The 25,252-nt window shown below is 71.7% G+C and carries 23 protein-coding genes and 2 pseudogenes; 18 read left to right on the forward strand and 7 right to left on the reverse strand.

Translation table 11 applies throughout. From position 1 onward, the window contains the following. Positions 1-158: 158 nt before the first annotated feature. Complete coding sequence (locus tag JAO84_RS01945; RefSeq protein ID WP_370409782.1) at positions 159-878, reverse strand: TrkA family potassium uptake protein; 720 nt, start codon at positions 876-878, stop codon at positions 159-161. Further along, the gene (locus tag JAO84_RS01950; RefSeq protein WP_370409784.1) at positions 871-2,244 is read right to left on the reverse strand and encodes a TrkH family potassium uptake protein; all 1,374 of its coding nucleotides are present in this window, start codon (positions 2,242-2,244) and stop codon (positions 871-873) included. The genes JAO84_RS01945 and JAO84_RS01950 overlap by 8 nt, the downstream gene beginning before the upstream one ends. A 398-nt stretch (positions 2,245-2,642) precedes the next feature. On the opposite strand from JAO84_RS01950, the gene JAO84_RS01955 reads away from it, so the two are divergent. Genes JAO84_RS01955 through JAO84_RS01975 form a run of 5 tightly spaced genes read left to right on the forward strand, consistent with a single transcriptional unit; the run spans position 2,643 to position 7,600 of the window. Next, the gene (locus tag JAO84_RS01955) at positions 2,643-3,149 is read left to right on the forward strand and encodes a hypothetical protein (RefSeq protein WP_370409786.1); all 507 of its coding nucleotides are present in this window, start codon (positions 2,643-2,645) and stop codon (positions 3,147-3,149) included. A 54-nt stretch (positions 3,150-3,203) separates the two neighbouring features. Next, positions 3,204-4,634, forward strand: coding sequence for a flotillin family protein (locus JAO84_RS01960; protein WP_370409788.1), 1,431 nt, complete (start codon positions 3,204-3,206; stop codon positions 4,632-4,634). Positions 4,635-4,652: 18 nt separating this feature from the next. Continuing rightward, positions 4,653-4,898: a hypothetical protein gene (locus JAO84_RS01965; RefSeq protein WP_370409790.1), complete on the forward strand. Its 246-nt coding sequence runs from the start codon at positions 4,653-4,655 to the stop codon at positions 4,896-4,898. Next, complete coding sequence (locus JAO84_RS01970) at positions 4,895-5,662, forward strand: hypothetical protein (RefSeq protein ID WP_370409792.1); 768 nt, start codon at positions 4,895-4,897, stop codon at positions 5,660-5,662. The genes JAO84_RS01965 and JAO84_RS01970 overlap by 4 nt, the downstream gene beginning before the upstream one ends. Before the next feature lie 36 nt (positions 5,663-5,698). Next, positions 5,699-7,600 (forward strand): TrkA family potassium uptake protein, encoded by a 1,902-nt coding sequence (locus JAO84_RS01975; protein ID WP_370409794.1) that lies wholly within the window; start codon positions 5,699-5,701, stop codon positions 7,598-7,600. A gap of 805 nt (positions 7,601-8,405) precedes the next feature. Here the strand turns inward: JAO84_RS01975 and JAO84_RS01980 are convergent. Beyond that, positions 8,406-8,669: a hypothetical protein gene (locus tag JAO84_RS01980; protein ID WP_370409795.1), complete on the reverse strand. Its 264-nt coding sequence runs from the start codon at positions 8,667-8,669 to the stop codon at positions 8,406-8,408. Positions 8,670-9,010: 341 nt separating this feature from the next. On the opposite strand from JAO84_RS01980, the gene JAO84_RS01985 reads away from it, so the two are divergent. The 6 genes and pseudogenes from JAO84_RS01985 to JAO84_RS02010 all read left to right on the forward strand — a co-directional run bounded on the left by JAO84_RS01985 (position 9,011) and on the right by JAO84_RS02010 (position 12,433). Next, on the forward strand, positions 9,011-10,024 hold the full coding sequence (locus JAO84_RS01985; RefSeq protein ID WP_370416628.1) for a PP2C family protein-serine/threonine phosphatase: 1,014 nt from the start codon (positions 9,011-9,013) through the stop codon (positions 10,022-10,024). A 43-nt stretch (positions 10,025-10,067) separates the two neighbouring features. Next, positions 10,068-10,595, forward strand: coding sequence for a MarR family winged helix-turn-helix transcriptional regulator (locus JAO84_RS01990; RefSeq protein ID WP_370409797.1), 528 nt, complete (start codon positions 10,068-10,070; stop codon positions 10,593-10,595). A gap of 167 nt (positions 10,596-10,762) precedes the next feature. Further along, positions 10,763-11,242: a nitroreductase family deazaflavin-dependent oxidoreductase gene (locus JAO84_RS01995; RefSeq protein ID WP_370409798.1), complete on the forward strand. Its 480-nt coding sequence runs from the start codon at positions 10,763-10,765 to the stop codon at positions 11,240-11,242. A gap of 218 nt (positions 11,243-11,460) precedes the next feature. Further along, entirely contained in the window at positions 11,461-11,718 is a 258-nt protein-coding gene (locus tag JAO84_RS02000) for a hypothetical protein (RefSeq protein ID WP_370409800.1), read from the forward strand. An 18-nt stretch (positions 11,719-11,736) separates the two neighbouring features. After that, positions 11,737-11,829 (forward strand): annotated as a pseudogene (locus JAO84_RS02005) (BBE domain-containing protein); the annotation flags it as partial. 211 nt (positions 11,830-12,040) lie between these two features. After that, on the forward strand, positions 12,041-12,433 hold the full coding sequence (locus JAO84_RS02010) for a nuclear transport factor 2 family protein (protein ID WP_370409802.1): 393 nt from the start codon (positions 12,041-12,043) through the stop codon (positions 12,431-12,433). Between the two features lie 148 nt (positions 12,434-12,581). Here JAO84_RS02010 and JAO84_RS02015 read toward each other — a convergent pair. Continuing rightward, positions 12,582-13,084, reverse strand: a pseudogene (locus JAO84_RS02015) (HAD family phosphatase); the annotation flags it as partial. A 247-nt stretch (positions 13,085-13,331) separates the two neighbouring features. Between JAO84_RS02015 and dhaK the strand changes: the two are divergent. From dhaK to JAO84_RS02045, 6 genes are all read left to right on the forward strand, one after another. Continuing rightward, entirely contained in the window at positions 13,332-14,324 is a 993-nt protein-coding gene (gene dhaK / locus JAO84_RS02020) for a dihydroxyacetone kinase subunit DhaK (RefSeq protein ID WP_370409804.1), read from the forward strand. A 10-nt stretch (positions 14,325-14,334) separates the two neighbouring features. Further along, the gene (gene dhaL / locus JAO84_RS02025; RefSeq protein WP_370409806.1) at positions 14,335-14,997 is read left to right on the forward strand and encodes a dihydroxyacetone kinase subunit DhaL; all 663 of its coding nucleotides are present in this window, start codon (positions 14,335-14,337) and stop codon (positions 14,995-14,997) included. Then, entirely contained in the window at positions 14,994-15,398 is a 405-nt protein-coding gene (locus tag JAO84_RS02030) for a PTS-dependent dihydroxyacetone kinase phosphotransferase subunit DhaM (protein ID WP_370409807.1), read from the forward strand. The genes dhaL and JAO84_RS02030 overlap by 4 nt, the downstream gene beginning before the upstream one ends. A gap of 207 nt (positions 15,399-15,605) precedes the next feature. Continuing rightward, entirely contained in the window at positions 15,606-17,630 is a 2,025-nt protein-coding gene (locus JAO84_RS02035; RefSeq protein WP_370409809.1) for an FAD-dependent oxidoreductase, read from the forward strand. Positions 17,631-17,712: 82 nt separating this feature from the next. Next, positions 17,713-18,249 carry a PadR family transcriptional regulator gene (locus JAO84_RS02040; RefSeq protein WP_265864283.1) on the forward strand — a complete coding sequence of 179 codons (537 nt, stop codon included), beginning with the start codon at positions 17,713-17,715 and terminating at the stop codon, positions 18,247-18,249. Between the two features lie 141 nt (positions 18,250-18,390). Continuing rightward, positions 18,391-19,785, forward strand: coding sequence for an FAD-dependent oxidoreductase (locus tag JAO84_RS02045; RefSeq protein WP_370409811.1), 1,395 nt, complete (start codon positions 18,391-18,393; stop codon positions 19,783-19,785). A gap of 42 nt (positions 19,786-19,827) precedes the next feature. Here the strand turns inward: JAO84_RS02045 and JAO84_RS02050 are convergent, their stop codons facing one another. Then, on the reverse strand, positions 19,828-21,168 hold the full coding sequence (locus JAO84_RS02050; RefSeq protein WP_370409813.1) for a DUF2252 domain-containing protein: 1,341 nt from the start codon (positions 21,166-21,168) through the stop codon (positions 19,828-19,830). Positions 21,169-21,382: 214 nt separating this feature from the next. Between JAO84_RS02050 and JAO84_RS02055 the strand changes: the two genes are divergently transcribed. Continuing rightward, a complete protein-coding gene (locus JAO84_RS02055) occupies positions 21,383-22,216 on the forward strand; it encodes a GntR family transcriptional regulator (protein ID WP_370409814.1) in 834 nt (277 codons plus the stop codon). A 165-nt stretch (positions 22,217-22,381) separates the two neighbouring features. Here JAO84_RS02055 and JAO84_RS02060 read toward each other — a convergent pair whose 3' ends face one another. Both JAO84_RS02060 and JAO84_RS02065 read right to left on the reverse strand, forming a co-directional pair. Then, on the reverse strand, positions 22,382-23,914 hold the full coding sequence (locus JAO84_RS02060; RefSeq protein ID WP_370409816.1) for an amino acid permease: 1,533 nt from the start codon (positions 23,912-23,914) through the stop codon (positions 22,382-22,384). A 105-nt stretch (positions 23,915-24,019) separates the two neighbouring features. Next, entirely contained in the window at positions 24,020-25,015 is a 996-nt protein-coding gene (locus tag JAO84_RS02065; protein WP_370409818.1) for a hypothetical protein, read from the reverse strand. Positions 25,016-25,252 lie beyond the last annotated feature (237 nt).

A 25,252-nucleotide genomic window follows, 5' to 3' on the forward strand; every position in this document is an offset into this window, starting at 1 on the left:
AAGGATGTGCCGACCAGACTTCCCGGCTCACCAGCGGACGATCCTAGCGGCGATGGCCCCGTTGTCACGTTTCCTCTCGCCGGCTGAAGCGGTGACGGACTGGGCGGCCCGCCACAGACCGGCGGACAGCGGACATGTGACGATAGCGTCGGCGTCCCCTATGGCAGCTCGGTAAACGCTTCCACGGCCTGGGTCTTTCCGGTGACGATGATGATGTCGCCCTTCTGGACGACCGTGTCGGCCGTGGCATGCGTGAAGGCCTCGCCCGGACGTTTGATGCCGACGACGGTGATGCCGTACCGGCTGCGTACCTGGGACTGGCCGAGGGGCCGTCCGGTGGCGATCTCGGGGGCGACGGTCTTGACGAGGGCGTAGTCGTCGTCGAACTCGATGAAGTCGAGCATGCGGCCGGTGACGAGGTGCGCGACGCGCTCGCCCATCTCGTGCTCGGGCAGGACGACGTGGTGGACGCCGAGGCGTTCGAGGATCTGGCCGTGCTGGCGGCTGACTGCCTTGGCCCAGATGTTCGGGACGCCGGCGTCGAGGAGGTTCGAGCTGATCAGGATGCTCGCCTCGATGGAGCTGCCGATGCCGACGACAGCGCTGGTGAACTCGTTCACGCCGAGCTGGCGCAGGACCTCCGGGTCGGTGGAGTCCGCGACGGCGGTGTGGGTGAGGGTGTCGCTGTACTTCTGGACGAGCCGGGTATCGGTGTCGATGCCCAGGACGTCCCAGCCGCGGCGCATCAGCTCGTTGGCGAGGGAGCTGCCGAAGCGGCCCAGGCCGATGACGGCGACCCTCTGGTCAGCGGTCGCCTTGTACTGGTGGGTGAGCCGCCCGCGGCGGCGCTTGCGCAGGTTGTGCAGGTAGTCAGCCAATGACAGGTCGCTCCTCGGGCAGTTCGTACCGTCGTGCGCGCTCGCGCAGGGCGAGCGCGGAGACCAGGGTGATCGGGCCGATGCGGCCGATGAACATCAGGCCGACGAGGACGAGCTGGCCGATGCCCGGCAGGTCGGCGGTGATGCCGGTGGACAGCCCCACGGTCGCGAAGGCCGAGACGACCTCGAAGAGCACCGCTTCGAACGATGCCTTGCTCACGGAGAGCAGCGTCAGCGTGGCGGCCATGACCAGCCCGACCCCGAGCAGGGCCACGGTCAAGGCCTGGCGCAGGACGTGCGGGGCGAGACGACGGCCGAGGACCACGGAGTGCGTCTCGCCGCGGACCTCGGCGAGGATCGCGGCGGCCAGAACGGCGAAGGTGGTCACCTTGATGCCGCCCGCGGTTCCCGCGCTGCCACCTCCGATGAACATCAGCACGCAGGTCATCAGCAGGGTCGAGGCGTGCATCGAGCCGACGTCGATCGCGTTGAACCCGGCCGTGCGGCTCATCGCCGAGTGGAAGAAGCTGTCGAGAATCTTCCCCCAGACGTCGTGGGTGCCCAGGGTTGCGGGGTTGGTCCACTCCAGCAGACCCGTGAGAACGGTGCCGATGAAGAGGAGACCCACCGTGGTGATGACAGTGAGGCGGGTGTGCAGGGTCCAGTTCCTGCGGCCGGTCGTACGGACCCGGTTGCGGTGGCGCAGCATCTCCAGCAGGACGGGGAAGCCGATCCCGCCGAGGATGACCGCGAGGGCGATCGGCAGGGTCACCCAGGGGTCCTGGGCGTAGCGGGTCAGGCTGTCCGCGTGCAGCCCGAAGCCCGCGTTGTTGAACGCGGACACCGCATGGAAGAAGCCGAGGTAGGCCGCGTCGCCGATCCCGTTCCCGTACCCGAATCGGAAACGCAGGGCCAAGAACGCGCCGACCGCCAGTTCCACCATCAGGGTCGTGCCGGCGACTCCCAGCAGGACCCGGCGTACGTCTCCGATGCCCAGGCTCTTCGTCTCGGCCTGCGCCGTCAGTTGCATGCGCAGGCGCAGGCGGCCCGAGACCAAGAGGGCGAGCATCGACGCCATGGTCATGATGCCGAAGCCGCCGACCTGAATCAGCGCGAGGATCACGCCCTCGCCGAAGCCGCTCCAATACGTACCGGTGTCCACAACGGCGAGCCCCGTAACGCAGACGGCGGAGGTCGAGGTGAACAGAGCGGTCAGCGGGCTGGTCGCAGAACCGTTCTCGGCGGCGGCCGGAAGCATCAGCAGGACGGTGCCGATCGCGACGACGCCCGCGAAGGAGAGCACCACCGTCCGGGCGGGGTGCGCCGAGAAGAACGAGCGGGCACGGCGACGCGCGGCGGTGACCAAGGCGCCTGGACTCCCTCCTGCCGGTGCGTCACACGCACGGTGTCTGCATCACGATCACGTCAAGAACGCGACTGCGACGCGTCAAGGCCGGCCGTCACCTTACCGGTGGTGACCCCGAGCTCGGCCGCAGGCAAGCGGGACGGGAAAGGGAGGGATGTCCGTGAGGCCGCACGGGGGGGGAGCGGCCTCACGGACTGGAACGCATGCTGCATCCCGCAACAAATCCGCCTCTATGACCGCGACACCTCACCTCCTGCAGTGACGCGACAGGCGCACGCATAGGAGGGCGGCATTAAGACGGTGTAAAGACTGCCGAGGTTCGGCAGTGAACCGGAGCGCGGTTCGGTGCGACGATGCCTCGGACGGCGGAGGTAGCCCGGCATCCGAGGGAGCGGGACATGGTCTGGTTTCTTGGTCTCGGCATCGTCGGTCTGGTCCTGCTCGTCCTGTGCCTGGTCTTCGACGGGGTGTTGGAAGGGGTCCTCGACGGACTCGGCGGGGGGCTTGACGGGTTTCTGTCGTTGCCGGTGATCGCCGGGTTCGTGTCGGCTCTGGGTTTCACCGGGGCGATCGTGCTCGGGACCACGGGTACGGGGGTGGGGGCCGCCACCGGTGCGGGCGTGGTCGCGGGGGCCGGCGTGGGGTGGGTGACCTGGCGGTTCAGCCGGGCGCTCATGCGCGACGGCGGCGCGCCCGCACCGCGGGGCGAGGACCTGACGGGCAGCTCGGGATCGGTGGTCACGGCGATCCCGGCCGACGGGTACGGCGAGGTGCTGCTGTATCTCGCGGGCCAGCCGGTGAAGTACGCGGCGAAGTCGGCGTCGGCCGTCGCCCGTGGCAGCGACGTGTGGGTCGAATCCGTGCTCTCGCCGACGTCCGTCGTCGTCCGCCCGGTCGACCGCTGACCAGGTGCCCCCTAGCTGTTCTTCAAGGTTCGTTTCTGATCGAAAGGGGTTCCGATGAGCCCTGTCCTGATGTCCGTCGTGGGCATCGTCGTCCTCGTCGTGCTGCTGGCCCTCGCGGTCGTCACCCGCTACAAGGTGGCGGGCCCCAGTGAGGCGTTCATCATCACCGGCCGGCGGGGGAAGAAGACCACCGACCCGGAAACCGGTCGCGTCTTCACGGACAACAGCGGGCAGAAGGTCGTGGTCGGCGGCGGAGTCTTCGTCGTGCCGTTCGTGCAGCAGAAGTTCAGCCTCGACCTGTCCAGCCGGCACATCCCGGTCGCCGTGCGCGGCGCGGTCACCCTGCGCGGCGTGAAGGCCAACCTCGAAGGCGTCGCGATCGTCAAGGTCGGCGGCACCGAGGACTCGATCCGGGCCGCCGCCCAGCGCTTCCTGATGCAGCAGAACGGCATCGTCGGCTTCACCCAGGAAGTGCTGTCCGGAGCTCTCCGCTCCATCGTGGGCCGGATGTCGGTGGAGGACATCATCCGCGACCGGGCGGCGTTCGCCGGCCAGGTCGCCGAGGAGGCGGAGGCGAGCCTGTCCGGGCAGGGCCTGGTCCTCGACGCCTTCCAGATCCAGGACATCACCACCGAGGGCTCCTACCTGGAGGACCTGGGCCGGCCCGAGGCGGCCCGGGCCAAGCAGGAGGCCGACATCGCCGAAGCCGTCGCCCGGCGGGCCGCCGAGCAGGCCCGGCTGAAGGCCGAGGAGGAGATCGCCGTCGCGCAGCGGACCCTCTACCTGAAGCAGGCCGAGATCAAGGCGCAGACCGACGAGGCGGCCGCCCAGGCCAACGCGGCCGGACCGCTCGCCGAGGCGGCCCGCCAACAGGACATCCTCACCGAACAGGAGAAGGTCGCCACCCGGCAGGCCGCGCTGACCGACCGTCAGCTCGACACCGAGGTCCGCAAGCCCGCCGACGCCGCCCGCTATCAGGCCGAGCAGGAGGCCGAGGCTCGCCGCATCGCCCTGGTGAAGGAGGCCGAGGCCGCCGCCGAGCGGGCCCGGCTGACCGGTGAGGGCGAGAAGGCCCAGCGCGCGGCCCTCGCCGAGGCCGTACGGATCGAGGGCGAGGCCCAGGCCGCCGCCATCGCCGCCAAGGGCTCGGCGGAGGCCGAGGCGATGCTCAAGAAGGCCGACGCCTTCGGGCAGTACGGCGACGCCGCCGTCCTGCAGATGCTGGTCGAGATCCTTCCCCAGGTCGTCGCCAAGGCCGCGGAACCGCTCGCGGCCGTCGACAAGATGACCGTCATCTCCACCGATGGTGCGAGCCAGTTGACCCGTACCGTCACCGACAACGTCGCCCAGGGCATGGAACTGCTCTCCTCCACCACCGGAGTCGACCTCGCCTCGCTGCTTCAGGGCATCACCCAGAAGAAGCCGGCACCCGAGACCGCTCCGGCTCCGGCGGCCCCGAGCACGTCGGTCGAGATCACCGACTAGAGGAAGGGCGGAGGCGCGGTGAGAACCAGTTTCAAGATCCACGCGGGGCTGCAGTTCCTCCTGTCCCTCGCGGGACTTCTCGCGGCGGCGTTCACCGCCGTGCCGCATGGGCGGCAGCGGATCGAGATCACCAGGAGCACGTACGAGGCCCTGCGCAAGGACAAGCAGACGTCGCTCTTCGCGGGATACGGCCTCATCGCAGCCGGCGGTGGCGGCCTGACGCTCGTGTTCGCGAAACTCGACACCTGGTCCGGCACACGATGAGCACGGGCACCCGGCACGGGAAGCCCTACAGCTCCGTCAAGCGACGTCTCCAGAACATCCTGGTCACCATCGGCGGAGTCCTCGCCCTGCTCACGGGCACCGTACTGCTGACCATCGTCCTGCCCCAGGCATCGGCGCAGGAACGGGCCTTCCTGTCCGCCACCGAATGCCGCGTGACGTCCGCACATGACTGCCTGCGAGCGGCCCCGTTCACCGTCGAGTCGGTCACCATCCACGACGGCAAGAACGCGGGTGGACGAATCCGGGTCTCGGGGACAGGAGCCGGCGCGGATCCGGTGGAGTTCAACGGAATCAGCGAGTTCCTGAAGCGGGTGCGCCCGGGGGACCGTGTCACGGGCACGGTGTGGCGGGGCGAGATCGTCGCGCTGTCGGATCGCGAAGGCGGTCAGCGCACAGTCGACCACCCCGTGGGCGACACGGTGCTCGCCATCGGATTCGGCATCCTGCTGCTCGTGAGCGGAGCTCTCGGCACGTACGCCGCGTGGTGGTGGATCCGCTGTCCCGAACGCACCCGGCGAGGGCATCCGCCCGCCCTCGCCGCCGCCGGCTGGACGGCGACCGGCCTGATCGTTCATACCTTCGTAGTGATGGTCGCCCTGGGCAGCCAGGACGGGAACCTCACCCAGTTCCTCGCGTTCTGGGCACCCGGCGCCGTGCTGGCAGGCGTGTTGCTGGCCGGCCGACGAGCCCGCCGCAAGGCACCGCATAAGCCCGCTGTCGGCAGACGGCGGGCTGGGGGATGATCAACCGCAACACATCTCGATGTCACGGGGGAAGACATGAGCGGGTTGCCCCGCCAGGGTGACGTGCCGGCACACGCCGGTGAGCACATGGTGGTCTGCGGCGACGACGGGCTGGCGCGCCGGCTCGCCGTCGAACTGCGGGAGGTCTACCGTCAGCGGGTCGTTCTGGTCGTGCCCGTCGAACATGCCGATGAACGGGCGGCCGACACGGGTGCGCCGAGCAACGACACCCTGAGCGGTGCCGCGGTCGTGCCCGTGCGGGTGGTGGCGGCTCCGGCTCCCACGACCGCGGCCCTGCTCCGTGCGGGAGTGGACCGGGCCGCAGCACTGGCGCTGGTGTACGAGGACGACGAGACCAACCTGCGGGCGGCACTCGCGGCGCGCCGCCTCAGCCCCGGTCTGCGGCTCGTCGTCCGCATGTACAACCGCAAGCTGGGCCAGCACCTGGAGGAGCTCCTCGACCAAGGGGCCCTTGCGGCCGTTCCCGGACTGGACCGGGCCGCTCTGGACGCCTCCACGACCGTGCTCTCCGACGCGGACACCGCCGCGCCGGCACTGGTGGCCACCGCGATAGCCGACACCAACAAGGTCGTCCAGGCCGACGGGTTGCTGCTGCGGGCCGCCGAACGGCCGGTACCCAGCAGGGGTCAGGTGCCGCACCCGGGCCTGTGCACGCTGGCCCTGCTGTCCTCCACGGCCGCCGAACCGGCGGGCTTCGAGGGCTCGGACGCGGGTGGCGCGCCCGGCCCCGAGCTCCTTCCCGACGACCGCACCGTACGCGGTGCCGCGGCACGTGGCACCGTCGTCCTGGAGGCGGTCCGGCATGAGGGACCGGCCCTTCCGGCGCGGCGGCTGGCCCGGCGGGGCGCCCCACTCGGGGAGGTGTTCTCGGCCCGGCTGCGGTGGGCGCTCGCGGGCATCGTCGCCGCCGTTCTCGCCCTCTCCGTCACCTCGACCGTCCTCACTCACGCGGACCCGCTGCACGCCACGTACCTCACCCTGCTGGACCTGTTCTCCATCAACGACCCCGCCGTGGACGAGTCGACCACCCGTCAGGTCCTGCAACTCCTGTCCGGGCTGGTCGGTCTCGCCCTGCTCCCGCTGCTCGTGGCCGGCGCCCTGGAAGCCCTCGGCACCTTCCGTACCGCCGGAGCCCTCCGCCGACCGCCCCGCGGGCTCTCGGACCACATCGTGCTGCTCGGCCTCGGCAAGATCGGCGCCCGCGTCCTGGCCCGCCTGCGCGAACTCGACATCCCCGTCGTCTGCGTCGAGCAGGACCCCGACGCCCGCGGCATCGCCCTCGCCCGCGACCTGGGCGTCCCGGTGGTCCTCGGCGACGTCACCGAGGACGGTGTCCTGGACAGCGCCCGGGTCCACCGCGCCGCCGCGCTCCTCGCCCTGACCAGCTCCGACACCACCAACCTGGAGGCGACACTCGCCGCCCGGAGCCTCAAGAACGACCTGCGGGTCGCACTCCGGCTCTACGACGACGACTTCGCCACCGCCGTCTACCGCTCCCTGCGCTCCGCCCATCCTGGTGCCATCACCCGCAGCCGCAGCGTCTCCCACCTGGCCGCCCCGGCCTTCGCCGGCGCCATGATGGGTCGCCAGATCCTCGGCGCCATCTCCGTCGAACGCAAGGTCCTCCTCTTCGCCGCCCTCCCCGTCGCAGGCCACCCCCAGTTGGAGGACCGCACCGTGGCCGAAGCCTTCCGCCCCGGAGCATGGCGGGTGCTCGCCCTGGACACCGCGGCGCCCACGACGCGCCGTCCGGATCTGGCCTCCTCGCACCAAGCGGGAGAGAAACCGCAGCTCCTGTGGGACCTGCACCCCGGTTACGTCCTGCGCCCCCAGGACCGCGTGGTCGTGGCCACCACCCGCCGCGGCCTCGCCGAACTCCTGGGCGATTCGCCCCAGCCCCGGCCGGCCACCCCCTGACGCGGAGCTTTGGCACCTGTGACCAGGTCGCCTTGCGGCCCGGCCTCGGCGACCGCGGGTGTCCGTGTCCGCGTCGACCAGTCTGATCAGGACCGACGAGGGTCGACCGACGCCGGTGAGGGGTTCACGTGTCATGAAGAGGTTTCGGCCGGCCGACTGGGTGAGACTTCGCCGTGGGCCAGGCCGAGGCAGCGCTCTGGCGACGCCGCGCGAGGCCGCCCCGTCCTTGCGCGTGCCCGAGGCGAGGGGCCGCGGGATCGCATCGGCGCACGATCCTGTCGGCCCGCACAGACCCCGCGCGACGTCCCCGCAATCTTTGCACAGAGCAATCGTCTGCGATGGGAACTCCCGCGCCGGGTGGCGTCGGCCCTTGCCCGCGCTCGCGCGATCGGGTCCGACATGGCGGGCCGCGCCTACGCTGAAGGTCGACCGGCCTGCGCGAGCTCGGCGACCCCGTGTCACCCCAGCCGACCTGCACGACTCCGCGGCCACGAAGGAAGTCCTCTACAAGCTGACCAGCGCACTCAACATGGCCCCCCACGCCTACCGCCTTCGAGATGGCACTGCGAGAGACGAACCTGGACCGGCCGCAGCCGCTATGGCCCGCGCCCTATTCGTCACGGAGATGTGGACAGCCGCGGCAATCAACGCGAAGACCTGGCTGACGATGTGCATACCCGCATACCCGCATAGCCGTACGGGCCGAGGAGCCAGGGAACCCGTTGCGCGACCTATCCAGCCGTCCGAAGCAGCGACGGAGGCTCTCCGGTCCGAGGACCACACACGCCCCGCGCCCCTTGGTCTGTCAACCGAGCCAGTGGCGCCAGCGGGCGGCCGGCGGCTCGCAGCGCCCCGAAGCCACCATGTCCCGATAGGCGCGCTCCCTCAATTCGTCCCAGGTCACTTCCTCCCCGTTCACGGGAAGCGGCCGACCGTCGGCGTCGGTCAATGCGGAGACGGCGACCTTGCAGTCGGGAGGACGAACGGTCCGGGTGCCGTACCACGTGAACGAGGCGAGGGCGACGACGCAACAGGCCAGCAGTATTCGCGCGGGACGGGAGTGCTTCACCCGGCACATCGTAGACACCGTGGAGCGGTGATAGGCGTCCGGCGTCGCGCACGCGCGCGGAGGGGCGGACCCCAAGGCCCTGGATGATCCAGGGCCTTGGGTGCGGTCCGGGCTACTTCGGCGCTGTCGAGGGTCTGCCGTGGGCATCAACGCCAGGGCGCGACATACAACCCTCCATCCACAGGATCGTTGCATAGACTAAAGGTCGTCGGGTGCGTCGACAGCCCGCCGCACGGTCGGTGACGGGCAGCGCATCACCGCTTCCGGACCCACCGGGGAGAACCTTGTCCAACGAACAGCCGGCAGAAGCGCGCGCCCTGTCGCTCCTCCCCTATGCCGTGATGACGGTCACCGCTGTCGCCGACATCACGGCCGGCCCCACCGTGGGTCTCCTGCCGCTGGTGGCGCTCGGGCCGGCGTTCGCAGGCCTCACGGGCGGGCCCCACCGCACCGCCGCGATCGGGGCGGTGGCCCTCACCCTCTGTCTGGCGCTGGGCTGGTACGACGGCCTGTTTCCCGGGCGGCGGGGGACGACGGCGCTGGTCTCGGTCGCAGGGGTCACCGCGGCCGGTCTCGTCGCCGCGGTGATGCGCCGACGCAGGGAGGCAGAGCTGGCCAGCGTCCGCTCGATCGCCGAGGTGGCGCAGCGCGTTCTGCTGCGCCCCGTACCGCGGACCGCCGGGGAACTCAGCGCCGCCGTCTCCTACACGGCGGCCGTCGCCGAGGCGCGTATCGGCGGGGACCTGTACGAGGTCGTCACCTCACCCGGCGGAGTGCGGGTCATCGTCGGCGACGTCCAGGGCAAGGGCCTCGACGCGGTGGAGACAGCGGCCGACGTACTCGGGGCCTTCCGGGAGGCGGCCCATGACGAGCCCGATCTCACCGGCGTGAGTGCGCGACTGGAGCGGGCCATGAACCGGACGCTGGGCGGCGAGAGGTTCGTCACCGCGGTCATCGCCGAGATACGGCAGGACCGGACGATGGCACTCCTCAACTACGGTCACCCCTCCCCTCTCCTCCTCCAGGCCGATGGAACCGCTCGGTTCCTGGACCCGGAGAAGCGGGCCCTGCCGCTCGGTCTGGGCCTCCACCGGACGGCCGGCCCCGAGGTCCTTGACACGGAATTCCGGCCGGGCGACCAACTCCTGCTGTACACGGACGGCGTCACCGAAGCCCGGGACCGCCGGGGCACGTTCTACCCGCTCGCCTCCCGGCTCCACCTGCTGAAGGCGAAGAGCCCCGAAGACGCGCTCGACGCCCTGCACGGCGACATCGTCGCCCACACCGGCGGACCGCTCGGCGACGACGCCGCCATGCTTCTGCTGCGCTACCACGCACACACGGAGCCGGGCTGAGCCGGTGCCGACCATGAATCTCTCAGACGGTACAAAGGTCCGTATGCGAGAGCACGAAGGACCCGAACCGGACCAGGACGACATCGAGGCCGTCACGCGCGCCGTACTGACGGCGTCGCGGCTCCTCGTCGCGATCTCGGCCCGGTCGCTCGCGACGGTCGAGGACACCATCACCCTGCCCCAGTTCCGGATGCTGGTCGTGCTCTCCACGGGCGGCCCCACGAAACTGGTGGCCCTTGCGGACCAGCTCGGCGTGCAACCCTCCACCGCCATGCGGATGGTGGACCGCCTGATCGCCTCCGGCCTGGTGAACCGGCGCATCAACCCCGACAACCGCCGAGAGACCTCACTCAGCCTCACCAGCGAGGGCGAGCGGGTGGTCGAGGACGTGACAGCCCGTCGCCGGCAGGAAGTGACCGCTGTCTTGCGCCGCCTCGAACCCTCCCAGCGCCAGGCCCTCGTAGAAGCACTCGACGCCTTCACCGCCGCCGGCAGCGAACCGGCCCTCGACGAGGGCAGCCTCGACGCTCACCCCCTGGGCTGGTCCGATCCCGTGGAGAACGCCCGGTAGGACCGTACGACGGCTAGGAGGCGGCTCACAGGAGCGTGTCCGCCAGGCGTTGCCTCACCCTCACATTTAGACTATGCAATAGTTCACCCTCGATACGTAACCCGCCGTCACGATCCGTTACCGAACCGAGGCCGCCAGGTACGCCAGCCGTTGCGCCAGGAGGACCCATGCAGCCCGCGACCCGCCGCCCACACCCTCCGACGGGCTGGCGACGCCGCCTCGCCCGGCTCCCGATCCACCTCTTCCGCGGAGGCTGGGGACCCCTCTTCAGAGGGCGGCTGCTCCTGCTCATCCACACGGGCCGGACTTCCGGACGACGACGCGAGGTGGTGCTGGAAGTGGTCGCCCGCGAGCACGACGGCTGGATCGTCGCCAGCGGCTTCGGCCCGGATGCACAGTGGTACCGGAACCTCCGCAGCACCCCCGCGGCGACGGTCCAGTCCGGCCGCCGGTACCACGCGGTCACCGCACAGTTCCTCACACCGGCGGAGGGCGGCCGGGTCATGACCGACTACGCCCACCGACACCCCCGAGCCGCACGGGCGCTGTGCCGCTTCATGGGCTTCCCGGCCGACGGCTCCGCTTCCGCCTTCCGCACCGCGGGCGAGCACATCCCCTTCGTCCGGTTGGAGCAAACCGACCGCTGACGGGATCTCGCCCCCGCGAGAAGGCGCACCGTCCGGGAACGACCGCCCGTTCGCCGCCTCAGCCCCACACGTACCCCGTGGGTGCCGGTCGGCCGTGACGCCGACGGCCTGATCACACCCGTCGGCGGCTCGCCCGTACCGCAGCCCCTGCCCGACCATGGCCGCAGGACCTCCATCCCGTCGTCGACACGTTCCTCGCGCACGCCGTCGATCTCACGGTGCTCGGCGCACCCCTGAGCGAGATGGTCATCTTCCGCATCGGACACGGCGTCGCGGCGGTGCCCGACGAGGCGACCGCGTTCTCCCACCGCGACGCCCGGTATCTGTTCCATCCGATCTGCATGTGGGCGGACCCCTCCCAGGACAGCCAGATGATCACGGTCGGCCGCGCGTTCGCGACCGCCATGCGCCCCTTCAGCACCGGTGCCTCGTACCTCAACTTCACCCCGGAGACCGACCGGGTCCGCGACGCTTAGGGCGACGACACGTACGCGCGCCTCGTCGCGCTCAAGAACATCTACGACCCGGCCAACCTCTTCCGGCTCAACCAGAACATCCGCCCCAGCCACTCGGCCCTCGTCGGCTGAAGCGACCCGCCCGCGGGGCCAGGGGCCGCGAGGAGCGCGACGTGTCGGGGCAGCGTCAGGAGGGGCGCCGGTCCCCCGGCCCTCGGTCAGCCGGTCACCCTCATGGCTGTCATGCCTGAGCCCGAAGTGGTGGCAGGGAAGGGCGAACCGGCGTGGCCGCTGCCGCTCCACTCCTCTTCCGGGACACCCTCTTGGACTCAAGGAGGATGCCATGACCGAACATCCCGACATCGCGGTATTCAGGCGCGCCATGGACGCCTTCTCGGCGGGTGACATGGATGCTTTGGCGGAGGTGTTCCACCCGGACGTGCGGTGGCACCTCGCCGGCCAGTCCCCGCTGGCCGGGGATTTCCAGGGGCGTGACGCCGTCTTTGCCACATTCGAGCTCGACTTCCGACTGTCCGGCGGTACCTACCGCCCGCAGCTCCGCGATGTGCTCGCCAATGACGCGCATACCGTCGCCCTGCTGCACGCCACGGCATCCCGAGAAGGCAGGGAGCTCGACATGGACTACGTCATCGTCTTCCACATCACCGACGGAATGATCACCGAGGGCTGGGAGCTGTGGGCTGACCAGAGGGCGTACGACGCCTTCTGGTCCTAGCGTCCCCGATCCCAGGCGCGGGGACTGGTCCTCTTGTGGACAGCAAACATGGACCACCCATGGCCCTGACCAACGGAGTGTCCATTCACGAGGTGTCTCGCTGGCTCGGACATCGTTCGGTCAGGTCACGGGGACCGGTACGGCCACCTCACGCAGGACGGCCAGGAGGGCTGCCGTCAGGGCGTCGAGACGGCCGTCGGGCCGCAAGAGTCTCCAGCGCGGCCACGGCTGCGTCCTCGTCGATGGGATGGATGGTGGTGATCCCCGGCTCGACGGCCGGCGGCAAGTTCACGTGGTGGTCGTCCACGAACACGCACCACTCGGCGGGCAACCCGATGCGCTCCAGGGCGGACACGATGTGCACGTCGAACGAGTCCCAGATGCCGACGTGCTCCTACGGGTTGAACGGATCGAGACCGAAGCTGTTCGACAGCAGCGCGAGACGGTGACGGCCGTCCGCGCGGCACGCGCCGGCGCGATCATCCGACGCGCCGGAGGCACCTCGGCCCACGCCCGCCCCATCAGGTTCACCGAATCCACATGCTGGCCAAGGAGCGCCGCCGTTCCTCGGTTCCACTGTGCCTGCCCGATCTCCCCGATCTCCAAGGCCGCGTACAGACTCCGGCCCTCAGGGTGATCGTTGAGGGTGGCCCCTCACAGGGACCGTACCCCGTGGCCACGGCGGGAACCGCAACGCCAGAGCACCGAGCTGTGCATGGTGCGCAGAACATGGATCGTCTCCCCCAGGCCGGGAGCATCACGAACCAGCAGGCCATGCGTCTTGCTCTCCTGCCGTCACCGCCCCCGAACGGGCATCTGTCAGATCTGCGTGAACTTCACCAACCCAAGGTCGATACTGCCGAAGGGACCGCCTGCCAACTCTCCCGAGGAGACACCGTTGAGGATGTTGATCAATGTTCCGGAGACCGTCGTCGCCGACGCGCTGCGCGGCTTCGCCGCCGCGCACCCCGAGCTGACCGTGGACGTAGAGAACCGGGTCGTGCTGCGGCGGGACGCGCCGGTGGCCGGGCAGGTGGCGCTGGTCTCCGGCGGGGGTTCGGGGCACGAGCCGTTGCATGCCGGGTTCGTGGGGCCGGGGATGCTCGCGGCGGCGTGTCCGGGCGAGGTGTTCACCAGCCCGGTGCCCGATCAGATGGTGCGGGCGGCGGCCGCGGTGGACAGCGGGGCCGGGGTGCTGTTCGTCGTCAAGAACTACACCGGTGACGTGCTGAACTTCGAGATGGCGGCGGAGCTCGCCGAGGACGAGGGCGTCCAGGTCGCCAAGGTGCTCGTCGACGACGACGTGGCGGTGACCGACTCACTCTACACGGCGGGGCGGCGGGGCACCGGCGCCACCCTGTTCGTGGAGAAGATCGCGGGCGCGGCGGCGGAGGCCGGAGCGCCGCTGGAGCGGGTGGAGGCGATCGCCCGCCGGGTGAACGAGCGCTCGCGCAGTTTCGGGGTGGCGCTGAGTGCCTGTACGACGCCGGCGAAGGGCTCGCCGACCTTCGAACTGCCGGAGGGCGAGCTGGAGTTGGGCATCGGCATCCACGGGGAGCCGGGCCGTGAACGGCGGCCGATGATGACCTCGCGGGAGATCGCGGACTTCGCGGTGGACGCGGTCCTGGACGACCTGCGCCCGCAGGGGCCGGTGCTCGCGCTGGTGAACGGGATGGGGGCGACGCCGCTGCTCGAACTGTACGGGTTCAACGCGGAGGTGCAGCGGGTGCTCGGCGAGCGCGGGGTGCCGACCGCCCGGACGCTGATCGGCAACTATGTGACCTCGCTCGACATGGCGGGCTGCTCGGTGACGCTGTGCGAGGCGGACGAGGAGCTGCTGCGGCTGTGGGACGCGCCGGTGAGCACGCCGGCGCTGCGCTGGGGACGGTGAGGGGGCGCCCATGAGCGACCAGGAGAACGACCAGGAGAAGACGTACGGCGCGGAGTTCTTCCGCGACTGGCTGACCGCCGTGGCGGCCGCCGTGGACCGGGAGGCGGACCGGCTGACCGAGCTGGACTCGGCGATCGGGGACGCCGATCACGGGGCCAATCTGAAGCGGGGGTGCGCGGCGGTGACGGCGGCCCTGGAGAAGGAGCCGCCCGCGACGCCGGGCGCGGTGCTCGTCGCCGCCGGACGGCAGCTGATCTCCACGGTCGGCGGGGCGTCCGGGCCGCTGTACGGGACGCTGCTGCGCCGTACCGGCAAGGCGCTCGGTGACGCCGAGCAGGTCTCGCGGACCGCGCTGGCCGAGGCGCTGGCGACGGGGGTGGCGGCGGTGGCCCAGCTCGGCGGCGCCCAGGTCGGCGACAAGACGATGCTGGACGCGCTGACACCCGGGGCCGAGGCGCTCGGGACCTCGTTCGCGGCGGCCCGGGAGGCGGCGGAGGCCGGCGCGCTGGCGACCGTACCGCTGCGGGCGCGCAAGGGCCGGGCGAGCTATCTGGGCGAGCGGTCGATCGGGCACCAGGATCCGGGGGCGACCTCGTCGGCGCTGCTGTTCGCGGCGCTCGCGGAGACGGCGGAGACGGCGGAGACGACGGAGTCCGGGGAGGTGGCGGGATGACGGCCCGGGTGGGGATCGTCCTGGTCTCGCACAGCGCGGCCGTGGCGGCGTCGGTCGCCGAACTCGCCCGCGGCCTGGCGGGCGGCGGCGAGACGGCGCCGGTCCTTCCCGCCGGCGGCACCCCGGACGGCGGCCTGGGCACCAGCGCCGAGCTGATCACCGCGGCCGCGAAGGCGGCGGACGCTGGCGCCGGGGTGGCGCTCCTGGTGGACCTGGGGAGCGCGGTCCTGACCGTGAAGGCGCTCCTCGCGGAGGGCGACGAGCTCCCGGAGGGCGCGCGTCTGGTGGACGCGCCGCTCGTGGAGGGCGCGGTGGCCGCGGTGGTCACGGCGAGCGCCGGGGGCGACCTGGACGCGGTGGTGGCGGCGGCGTCGGAGGCGTACGCGTACCGCAAGGAGTGACGCCGAGGCCGCCCCGTACGTACGAGGGGCCGCACCGCTCGCCGAAGGGCGCGGGGTGCGGCCCCTCCGCATGCCCGGCCCCTGGCGCCCGGGGCCCGGCCTGTGGCATGCCACACATCCCGCCCCCACCCTTATGCAACTTGTTGCAAAAGGGTTCGCCGGTCGTCTACAACAGTGCGTGACGACCCCGCGCGAGGAGGCGCCCCGATGGCCCCGAACACCCCGTACCCGCACCTGCTGAGCCCGCTGGACCTCGGGTTCACCACCCTGCCCAACCGGGTGCTCATGGGCTCCATGCACGTCGGTCTGGAGGAGGCCGAGCACGGCTTCGAGCGCATGGCCGCCTTCTACGCCGAGCGGGCCCGCGGCGGGGTGGGGCTGATCGTCACCGGCGGCATCGCGCCCAACGAGGCCGGACGGCCCTGGGACGGCGGCGCCAAGCTGACCACCGCCGAGGAGGCCGCCGAGCACCGGGTGATCACCGAGGCCGTGCACGCCGAGGGCGGCCGGATCGCGATGCAGATCCTGCACTTCGGGCGGTACGCGTACCACCCCGGCCTGGTGGCCCCGAGCGCCATTCAGGCGCCGATCAGCCCCTTCGTACCGAACGAGCTGTCCGAGGCCGAGGTCGAGCAGACCGTCGAGGACTACGCCCGCTGCGCCGAGCTCGCCAAGGAGGCCGGCTACGACGGCGTCGAGGTGATGGGCTCCGAGGGCTATCTGATCAACGAGTTCATCGCCTCCGCCACCAACCGGCGCACCGACCGCTGGGGCGGCTCGTACGAGAACCGGGTGCGCTTCCCGCTGGAGATCGTGCGCCGGATCCGCGAGCGCGTCGGCAGCGACTTCATCGTGATCTACCGCCTGTCCATGCTCGACCTGGTCCCCGGCGGCTCCACGCTCGACGAGGTCGTCGCCCTCGCCAAGGAGATCGAGGCGGCCGGCGCCACCATCATCAACACCGGCATCGGCTGGCACGAGGCCCGCATCCCCACCATCGCCACCTCTGTGCCGCGCGGCGCCTACACCTGGGTGACCAAGCGGCTGATGGGCGCGGTGTCGGTGCCGCTGGTGACCTCCAACCGCATCAACACGCCCGAGGTCGCCGAGGAGATCCTCGCCGACGGCCGCGCCGACATGGTCTCCCTGGCCCGTCCGTTCCTCGCCGACCCCGACTTCGTCGCCAAGGCCGCCGAGGACCGCGCCGAGACCATCAACACCTGCATCGGCTGCAACCAGGCCTGCCTGGACCACACCTTCAGCCTGAAGATCACCTCCTGCCTGGTGAACCCGCGGGCCTGCCACGAGACCGAGCTGGTCCTCTCCCCCACCCGGCTCGCCAAGCGGATCGCCGTCGTCGGCGCCGGCCCGGCCGGCCTCGCCTGCGCGGTCTCGGCCGCCGGACGCGGTCACGCCGTCACCCTGTTCGACGGTGCCGCCGAGATCGGCGGGCAGCTGAACGTCGCCAAGCAGGTGCCGGGCAAGGAGGAGTTCGAGGAGACCCTGCGCTACTACCGCGTCCAGCTCGAAGAGCGCGGAGTCGAGGTGCGCCTGAACACCTTCGTCTCGGCGGCCGACCTGGAGGGCTTCGACGAGGTGGTCGTCGCCACCGGCGTGTCCCCGCGGGTGCCCGAGATCGAGGGCGTCGACCACCCGAGCGTCGTCGGCTACCTGGACGTGCTGCGCGACCGCGCCCAAGTCGGCGAGCGGGTCGCGATCCTCGGTGCGGGCGGCATCGGCTTCGACGTTGCCGAGTTCCTCACCGACGGCGGCGAGGGCGCGAGCCAGGACCCGGAGACGTACTTCAAGCAGTGGGGCGTCGACACCTCCTACGCCTCCCGGGGCGGCCTGCGCGCGCCCGAGCGCACCGCGCCGCCGCGCCAGGTGCACCTGCTCCAGCGCAAGACCAGCAAGGTCGGCGCGGGCCTCGGCAAGACCACTGGCTGGATCCACCGCACCGAGCTGAAGCACCGGGGCGTCACCATGGTCGCGGGCGCGGCCTACGACCGGATCGACGACGAGGGCCTGCACCTCACCATCGACGGCGAGCGGCAGCTGCTGCCGGTCGACACCGTCGTGCTGTGCACGGGGCAGGAGCCGCGCCGCGACCTGTACGAGGAGCTGGTCGCCGCCGGGCGCACGGCGCATCTGATCGGCGGCGCGGACGTGGCCGCGGAGCTGGACGCCAAGCGGGCCATCGACCAGGGGACGCGGCTCGCGGCGGCGCTGTAGGCACGGGAGGTCCGGCGGGGCCTACGGGCGCCCGCCGAGCCGCCCACCGAGCCGTCCGACCGGTCGAACCTAGGATGCGTCCATGTCCCTCCCGCACGCGATCCTGACGGCGCTGCTCGAGAAGCCGTCCTCCGGCCTCGAACTGACCCGCCGCTTCGACCGGTCCATCGGCTACTTCTGGTCGGCCACGCACCAGCAGATCTATCGCGAGCTCGGCAAGCTGGAGCAGGCCGGGTACATCCGTGCCCTGCCCGCCCCGGTGCCCGCGCGCGGGCAGAAGAAGGAGTACGAGGTGCTGCCGGCGGGCCGCGCCGAGCTGGCCGCGTGGGTGGACACCGCCGAGGACCCCAAGCCGATGCGGTCCGGGCTGCTGCTGCGGATGCGGGCCGCGGCGGTGGTCGGCGGCACGGGGCTCCGGGCCGAGCTGGAACGCCATCTCGCCCTGCACCGGCGGCAGCTGGACGAGTACCTCGAGATCGAGACCCGCGACTTCCCGCCGGAGCGGCGCGCGACCGAGCCCGGCCGGCTGCGCCATCTGGTGCTGCGCGGCGGGATCGACCTGGAGCGCTTCTGGGTGGAGTGGCTGACCCACGCGATCGGCGAGCTCGCCGCGGAGTGAGGGGGCCCGGGCGACCGTCCCGGTCCGGGCCTGCGCCAAGTTGGCCGGATACGCCCCCGTGCGCCCCCGTGCCGCCCGCGACGCGCTCCCGGCCCGGGTGGATACTGGTGGGTCAACATCTCCATACGCGAAAGGGCGAGGATGACCGACGAGTTGGGACCTCGCAGGACACGTCATGCGGTGGTCGTCGGGGGAAGTCTCGCGGGTCTGCTGGCCGCGCGGGTGCTGAGCGAGCACGCCGAGCGGGTCACCGTCGTCGAGCGCGACCGTTTCCCCGAGCAGGCGGAGGCGCGGCCCGGGGTGCCGCAGGGCCGGCACCTCCATGTGCTGATCGAGGGCGGTCAGCAGGCGCTCGACGAGCTGCTTCCCGGGTTCATGAGCGAGCTCGCGGGGCTCGGGGCACCGAAGGTCGGGATGCCCGCGGACATGGTGCAGTGGCAGAACGGGCAGTGGTACGCGCGGACCGAGGCCTCGGTGCACTTCTTCGCCGGGCCGCGCGACCAGCTCGAATGGCTGGTCCGCAAGCGGGTGTTCGCGGATCCCCGGATCGAGCGGATCGAGGGGACCGAGGCGGTGGGCCTGGTCGGCGATGCTGAGCGGGTGCGCGGTGTGCTGCTGCGCGAGCGCGGTGCGGGCGCGTCGAAGGAGCCGTATCCGCTGGAGGCCGATCTGGTGGTGGACGCCTCGGGGCGGTCGACCCGTGCGGCGGACTGGCTGGCGGGGATCGGCGCGGAGGCGCCGCACGAGGAGACCCTGGACACGGGGCTCGCGTACGGCACGCGGATCTTCCGCTCCCCTGAGCCGGATCCGTCCGTGGACGCGCTCGGCTACTACATCGTGCCGCACCCGGGCCAGGTGTACGGCGGGGTGATCCTGCCGCTGGGCGACGGGCGGCACGTGGTCACCCTGTCCGGCCTGCGCGGCGACGAACCGCCCACGGACGAGGCGCTGTTCGAGGAGTACGCGCGCCGGCTGCCGCACCCGGTGATCGGCGACTGGATCGCGAAGGCGGAGCCGCTGACCCCGGTCTACGGCTTCCGCAAGACGGCGAACATCCGCCGCCGCTACGACCGTCCGGGCCGCCGCCCGGCCGGTTTCCTGGCGACCGGGGACGCGCTGTGCTCCTTCAATCCGATCTACGGGCAGGGCATGGCGGTCGCCGCGATGAGCGCGGTCGCCCTGCGCAAGGCCCTCGCGGACCCGCGGCGCACACCGACGACGCGGCGCGTCCAGCGGGCCCTCCTCGACGCCTCCCGCCAGGCCTGGGACATCTCGGCCGGAGCCGACAAGAAGATGCCGGGCGCGACCGGTGACGCGGCCCGCAGCGGCGCGCTGGACCGCGTGACCGGCTGGTACCTGAAGCGCGTCCAGCAACGCGCCTCCGGCGACCCGGTGGTCGGCACCGCCTTCCGCAAGGCCCTGACCCTGACGTCCCCCCTGACGGTCCTGTTCGCACCCCCGATCCTCCGCTCGGCACTCTTCGGCCCGGTCCCGGAGACCCCGGCGGAGCCGCCGATGATGCGGACGGAGGGCTGACGGCAGGAGGCTCGACGGGAGGATGAGGGCGGCTCCGGGTGTTCAGACCCCCGGGGCCGCCGTCACCACGCCCGAGGCGATGGCGGCGCTGAGGGTGGTGTAGTCGTCGGCGTTCTGGCCGGCGTAGCGGAGGGCGAAGTCGGCGATGGCGCGGTCGAAGACGTCGGAGGTGCCCAGGTAGGCGGCGATGGCTATGCGGTCGCCGGAGCGGGCGTGGGCGCGGGCGAGGGCGCGGCCGCAGAGGCGGGCGTACTCGCGGAGGAGGGACGGGGACATGGTCTCGACCTCGGCGGAGCCCTTCATGTCGCGCAGCTGGCGCCAGTAGAAGTGGCGTTGTTCGGGGCCGGTCATCCAGCCGAGGAAGATGTCGCTGGCGGCCTGGGTGAGGCGCTGGCCGCAGACGACCCGGCGGCCGTGGTGCGTGAAGGCGCTGGGGGCGAGGTACTGCTCCAGGACGGAGGCGCCGGCCTCCTTGATCTGGAGGAAGAGCGGGTCGCCGTCGTCGCGGCCCTCCAGGAGGAGGATGAAGCAGCGGGTGCCGACGCTGCCGACGCCGACGACCTTGCGGGCGGCGTCGACGAAGTGGAAGCGGTCGAGCAGCAGCCGGCGTTCCTCGGAGAGGGAGCTGCGGTAGTCGCTGAAGATCTTGCCGAGGGTGACCCGGTCGAGGTCGGTGACGCGTTCCAGGAGCGGCGGGTCCTCGATGATGTGCCGGCGGCCGGAGTCGTCCTTGGCGGTGAGCTTGTCGAGGGCCTGGAGGCTGTTGCGGCGGCGGGCGCGGGCGATCCGGCGTTCCATGCGGGTCCGGTCGGCGCCGCGGACCAGGGGGACGAGGTCGTCGGCGGCGATCCGCTCGTACCAGACGTCGAGTTCGCCGAGTCCGGCGAGGCGGCGCATGGCGTGCCGGTAGGACTCGGCGGCGACCTGGGCGGCGCGGTGCGCCTTGGGCTTGCTGGTGCCGTTCTGGAGGGCCGCGACGGCGACGGAGGCGGCGAGCCGTTTCACGTCCCATTCGAAGGGTCCGGGCAGGGTCTCGTCGAAGTCGTTGACGTCGAAGAGAAGCGTCCGTTCGGGTGAGGCGAAGACGCCGAAGTTCAGCAGATGGGCGTCGCCGCACAGCTGGACGGTCAGTCCGGTGTGCCGCTGGGCGGCGAGGTCGGCGGCCATGACGGCCGCGGCGCCGCGCAGGAAGGCGAAGGGTGAGACGGCCATGCGGCCGTAGCGGATCGGGACGAACTCGGGGATCCGGTCCACGGACTCGCGTTCCAGGACGGTGAGCGCGTCGGGGCGCTGGGACGAGGGGATCCAGCGGCCGTGGGAGGAGCGGGGCACCCGCTTGCGGGCCGTCTTGCCCGCCTCGGCCCGCTCGGACGGTGTCGCCATCCGGCCTCACCCGCCTTCCCGCCGCGCTGCTCCGCTGCTGCCGGTCCGATACCTGACCGGTGCGATCCATTACACGGCCCGGTGCTCGTTTCGGCCACTCTCAGCGGCTGGACTTCCCGAATGGTTTAGACCAATGATAGGAATGATCACCCACACGGCTCGGGCGATCACACCGAGCAATGGTTGAACGATGCATGACAGAGAGGGTCGAGACATGGCCGAGCCCGTTCCCGAGCACCGGTCGAGCGCGACGCTTCCGCTCTACCTCCGGGTCGCCTGCGCGCTGCGGGACGACCTCACCCACCGCCGCATCTCCCCCGGTAGCCGGCTGCCGTCCGAACGCCTCCTGGCCCACCGCTACCACGTCAACCGGCAGACGGTGCGCAGCGCGCTCCAACTCCTGCGCGACGAACGCCTGGTGGTGACCGACCGGCGCGGCACCTTCGCCGCCGTCCCGGCGCACGAGGGCGGACACGAAGGCGCGTACGAGGGCGGACACGAGACCGGACACGAGGCCGCGTACGAGCCGCGCTTCCCGGCCCGCGAGCCGCGCCGGCGCACCTTCCCCGGCGGGCCGCGGGCCGCCGACGCGCTGGTGCGCGCCGCGCTCTCCTGGGAGGCGCCGCCCGCGGCGCTCGCCGGACGGCTGTGCCTGGCGCCCGGGGAACCGACCCTGGTCCACCGCCATCTGGTGCTCACCCCGGCCGGCGAGCCGATGCAGCAGTCGGTGACCTGGTTCTCCCGGCCCGCCCTGACGGAGATCCCGCAGCTCGCCCGGTACCGGGGCTGCCACGAGCGGCGCGGCCAGCCCGACCTGCGGCTGCTCTACCACTGGATGCGGCAGGCCGGCCTTCGCACCACCCACCGGGAGTCGGTCGGCGTACCGGCCGCACCGCCGCACCCGGCGCCGGACGGGGCGCATGAGACGGGCGCGGCCCGGCTGTCCGTCCACCGGGTGGTGTGCGACCAGCATGGGCACGCCCTGGAGATCACGGACATCGAGTTCGCGGCCCGGACGGGCGCCTGGACCTACGAGTTCGGCGGCTAGGCCGGGCCCGAACCCGAGCCCGGCTGCGCCCCGGACGGCGCGGGCGCCCCCGTGGCCCTTCGGGCACGGGAGGTGCCCCCACCGCCAGGGCCCGCCCTCCGTTTCGCCCGGCCGTGAACCCGGCCGCTCGCCCGGCCGCAAAGCGGGCCGCGAACCGGGCCGCCGTCAGACGATGCCCTCGGCGATCTCCGCCTCCTCGCGGGCGTTGCCGTAGGACTGCGGGGTGCCGTACGAGCGGCGGGCCACGTACCACCAGACGCTGGCGAGGACGAGCACCACGGCCAGGGCGATCACCGAGTAGTTCATCTTCTCCCAGGTGACCGGCGAGCTCTGCGGCAGGCAGAAGAGCACGGTCACGAAGGCCACCCACACCACCGCGATCCAGCCGATCGGCTTGCTCCAGCGGCCCAGGTTCCAGGGCCCGGGCACGAAGCGGTCGCCCGCGCGCAGCCGCAGCAGGATCGGGATGGCGTAGGCGGGGGTGATGCCGATGACGTTGATGGCGGTCACGGCGCCGTAGGCGGTCGCCGAGTAGAGCGAGGGCAGCGCGAGGACCCCGGCGACCACGACCGACAGCCAGACCGCCGGAACCGGCGTGTGGGTACGGCTGTTGACGCGGCGCCAGAGCGCGGAGCCCGGCAGGGCGTTGTCGCGGCTGAACGCGAAGACCATCCGGCTGGCGGCGGCGACCTCGGCGTTGCCGCAGAACAGCTGGGCCACGATCACCACGAGCAGCAGCGCCTTGGCGCCGCCCTCGCCGAGCGCGTCGAGCAGGATCTGGGCCGGCGGGACGCCGGTGGCGGTGGCCTGGGTGCCCGCGTAGTCCTGGATGGCGAAGGTGAGTCCGGCGAGCAGCGCGAAGCCGGCGAGCCAGGACGCCCAGATGGAGCGGACGATGCCCTTGGCGGCGGCCACGGAGGCGTTGGAGGTCTCCTCCGAGAGGTGGGCGGAGGCGTCGTAGCCGGAGAAGGTGTACTGGGCGAGCAGCAGGCCGATTGCGGCGACGTAGAGCGGGTTGCTCCAGCCGGTGTCGTTGACGAACTCGGTGAAGACGAACTTCGCGGACTGGTGGTGGTCGGGGACGATCGCGAGCGCGCCGACGATCAGGGCGACACCGGCGAGGTGCCACCAGACGCTGATCGAGTTGAGCAGGCTGACCACGCGGACGCCGTTGAGGTTGAGCAGGGCGTGCACCAGCAGGATCGCCAGGAAGATCAGGAAGGTCGACTGGGCGGTGGGCTCGAAGCCCCACTGGAGGTTGAGGAAGGCGCCGGTGAACATCGCGGCGCCGTAGTCGATACCGGCGATGGCGCCGAGCAGACCGAGCAGATTCAGCCAGCCGGTGTACCAGCCCCAGCGGCGCCCGCCGAGCCGGTCGGCCATGTAGTAGAGCGCTCCGGAGGTCGGGTACGCGCTGGTGACCTCGGCGAGCGCGAGGCCGACGCAGAGCACGAACAGGCCGACGCCGGCCCAGCCCCAGAGCATGACGGCGGGGCCGCCGGTGCCCAGGCCGAAGCCGTACAGGGTCATGCAGCCGGACAGGATGGAGATGACCGAGAAGCTGATGGCGAAGTTGCCGAAGCCGCCCATGCGGCGCGCGAGGACGGGCTGGTAGCCCAGCTCTCTGAGCCGGGCCTCCTCGTCCCGTGCGGCCGGTGGCGGCTTGCGTATCGCGTCGGTGGGAGCGGTGCGTGACATGCGTTCCTCCGGGGGAAGGGGGGACGGATCGTGCCGTACGGGGGGTGGACACGGCGTGCTGAAGGGCGCGGCGCCTCGGGGCGCGCGCCGGAGGGCGGGCGGGCGTCAGGGGCCGCCGCGGGCCCCGGGGCCGCCGAGGCAGCGCGCCCGGGCCCGCAGGAAGACCTCCTCGGCGGGGCCGCGCTCATCGGGACGGTCGGTGCGGTACGCCCAGGGCTGCGGGGTCCAGTACGGGCCGAGGGCCTCGAACACCCGGGCCGCGTCGGGGAACTTGAGCGCGCCGTACAGCCCGTGCGCGAGGTGGCTGAGGTCGAGCAGGCTGGCCTCGTCGGTGGCGCAGAAGAGGAACCAGGCGTCCATCGCCCGGTCGGCGTCGCGCACCGCGTCCTCGGCGACCCAGTGCAGGTCGAGGGCGCGCTCGTGGCCGCGCTCCCGGCGGTAGCGCTCGACCCTGACGTACAGCGGGAGGGCGTGCAGGGCGGAGCCGACGGGGGCCATCGACGCCGCCCACTGGGCGTAGTTGACGGCCTCGGAGAGGGGTCCGGGGCGGCGCGCGTAGACGAACTGGAGCATCCGGTGGTGCGCCTCGCGGTTGTACGGGTCGCGCTTCTCGGCCTCGGCAAGCAGGCCCCAGGGGCCTGAGGGCAGCATCGGCGCGGGCGGCGCGGCGCGGTGCTCCTCCATGCGCTGCTGGGCGTCGAGTACGGAGAGGGCGAGCCGGCACACCCAGGGCACGGGGTCGGCGGGGGCGCGGTCGGCGGCCTCCAGGCAGGCGGTCCAGGCCTCCTGCCAGAGTTCGCGGGTGCGCGGGTGGCCGGTGCGGTGGGCGCGGACGGCGCGTTCGACGGACACGCGCGCGTGCATGACGCCGGCGGCGGCGGAGTCGGGCTGTTCGATCCGCCATGCCTCGACGACATCGGTGCCGGCGGCCACGGCGGCGAGGACCTGGGTGCGCCGGGTCCAGGCGGTCCAGCCGGAGGTCTCGTCGAGTAATCGGGCCATCACCACCCAGCGTCCGGTGCGCAGCTCCTGGACGGCGCCGCGCAGGGCGTGGTCGTGGCCCGCGGGATGATAGACGGGCCGGAAGCCTTGCGCGGCCATCAGAAGGCAGGGCGGGGGGTGGGCGACATGATTCCTCGGTGCGGTGGCGGAGGGGGGTGGTCAGTCCCCCGGGGGCGTCCCGGCCGACCCGGCCGTTGATCGGCGATCACTATAGAGGTAGCCGGACGTGACCGATCCATTTTTCTCCGTGATCGTAAGTATCAAGCCAACGACTGAATTTGACTTGTGGTCAGCAAGAGGTCCAGACCTGACGCCTTCCCCCGGGAGCCCTTGACG

It is taken from the genome of Streptomyces fradiae, from assembly GCF_041270065.1.
Classification (GTDB): Bacteria; Actinomycetota; Actinomycetes; order Streptomycetales; family Streptomycetaceae; genus Streptomyces.

Coding starts and splice junctions, on each gene's coding strand:
- JAO84_RS01955 (WP_370409786.1), top strand. CDS start 2,643: ATGGTCTGGTTTCTTGGTCTCGGCATCGTCGGTCTGGTCCTGCTCGTC.
- JAO84_RS01960 (WP_370409788.1), top strand. CDS start 3,204: ATGAGCCCTGTCCTGATGTCCGTCGTGGGCATCGTCGTCCTCGTCGTG.
- JAO84_RS01970 (WP_370409792.1), top strand. CDS start 4,895: ATGAGCACGGGCACCCGGCACGGGAAGCCCTACAGCTCCGTCAAGCGA.
- JAO84_RS01975 (WP_370409794.1), top strand. CDS start 5,699: ATGAGCGGGTTGCCCCGCCAGGGTGACGTGCCGGCACACGCCGGTGAG.
- JAO84_RS01985 (WP_370416628.1), top strand. CDS start 9,011: ATGACGGTCACCGCTGTCGCCGACATCACGGCCGGCCCCACCGTGGGT.
- JAO84_RS01990 (WP_370409797.1), top strand. CDS start 10,068: ATGCGAGAGCACGAAGGACCCGAACCGGACCAGGACGACATCGAGGCC.
- JAO84_RS01995 (WP_370409798.1), top strand. CDS start 10,763: ATGCAGCCCGCGACCCGCCGCCCACACCCTCCGACGGGCTGGCGACGC.
- JAO84_RS02010 (WP_370409802.1), top strand. CDS start 12,041: ATGACCGAACATCCCGACATCGCGGTATTCAGGCGCGCCATGGACGCC.
- dhaL (WP_370409806.1), top strand. CDS start 14,335: ATGAGCGACCAGGAGAACGACCAGGAGAAGACGTACGGCGCGGAGTTC.
- JAO84_RS02030 (WP_370409807.1), top strand. CDS start 14,994: ATGACGGCCCGGGTGGGGATCGTCCTGGTCTCGCACAGCGCGGCCGTG.
- JAO84_RS02035 (WP_370409809.1), top strand. CDS start 15,606: ATGGCCCCGAACACCCCGTACCCGCACCTGCTGAGCCCGCTGGACCTC.
- JAO84_RS02040 (WP_265864283.1), top strand. CDS start 17,713: ATGTCCCTCCCGCACGCGATCCTGACGGCGCTGCTCGAGAAGCCGTCC.
- JAO84_RS02045 (WP_370409811.1), top strand. CDS start 18,391: ATGACCGACGAGTTGGGACCTCGCAGGACACGTCATGCGGTGGTCGTC.
- JAO84_RS02050 (WP_370409813.1), bottom strand. CDS start 21,168: ATGGCGACACCGTCCGAGCGGGCCGAGGCGGGCAAGACGGCCCGCAAG.
- JAO84_RS02055 (WP_370409814.1), top strand. CDS start 21,383: ATGGCCGAGCCCGTTCCCGAGCACCGGTCGAGCGCGACGCTTCCGCTC.
- JAO84_RS02060 (WP_370409816.1), bottom strand. CDS start 23,914: ATGTCACGCACCGCTCCCACCGACGCGATACGCAAGCCGCCACCGGCC.
- JAO84_RS02065 (WP_370409818.1), bottom strand. CDS start 25,015: ATGGCCGCGCAAGGCTTCCGGCCCGTCTATCATCCCGCGGGCCACGAC.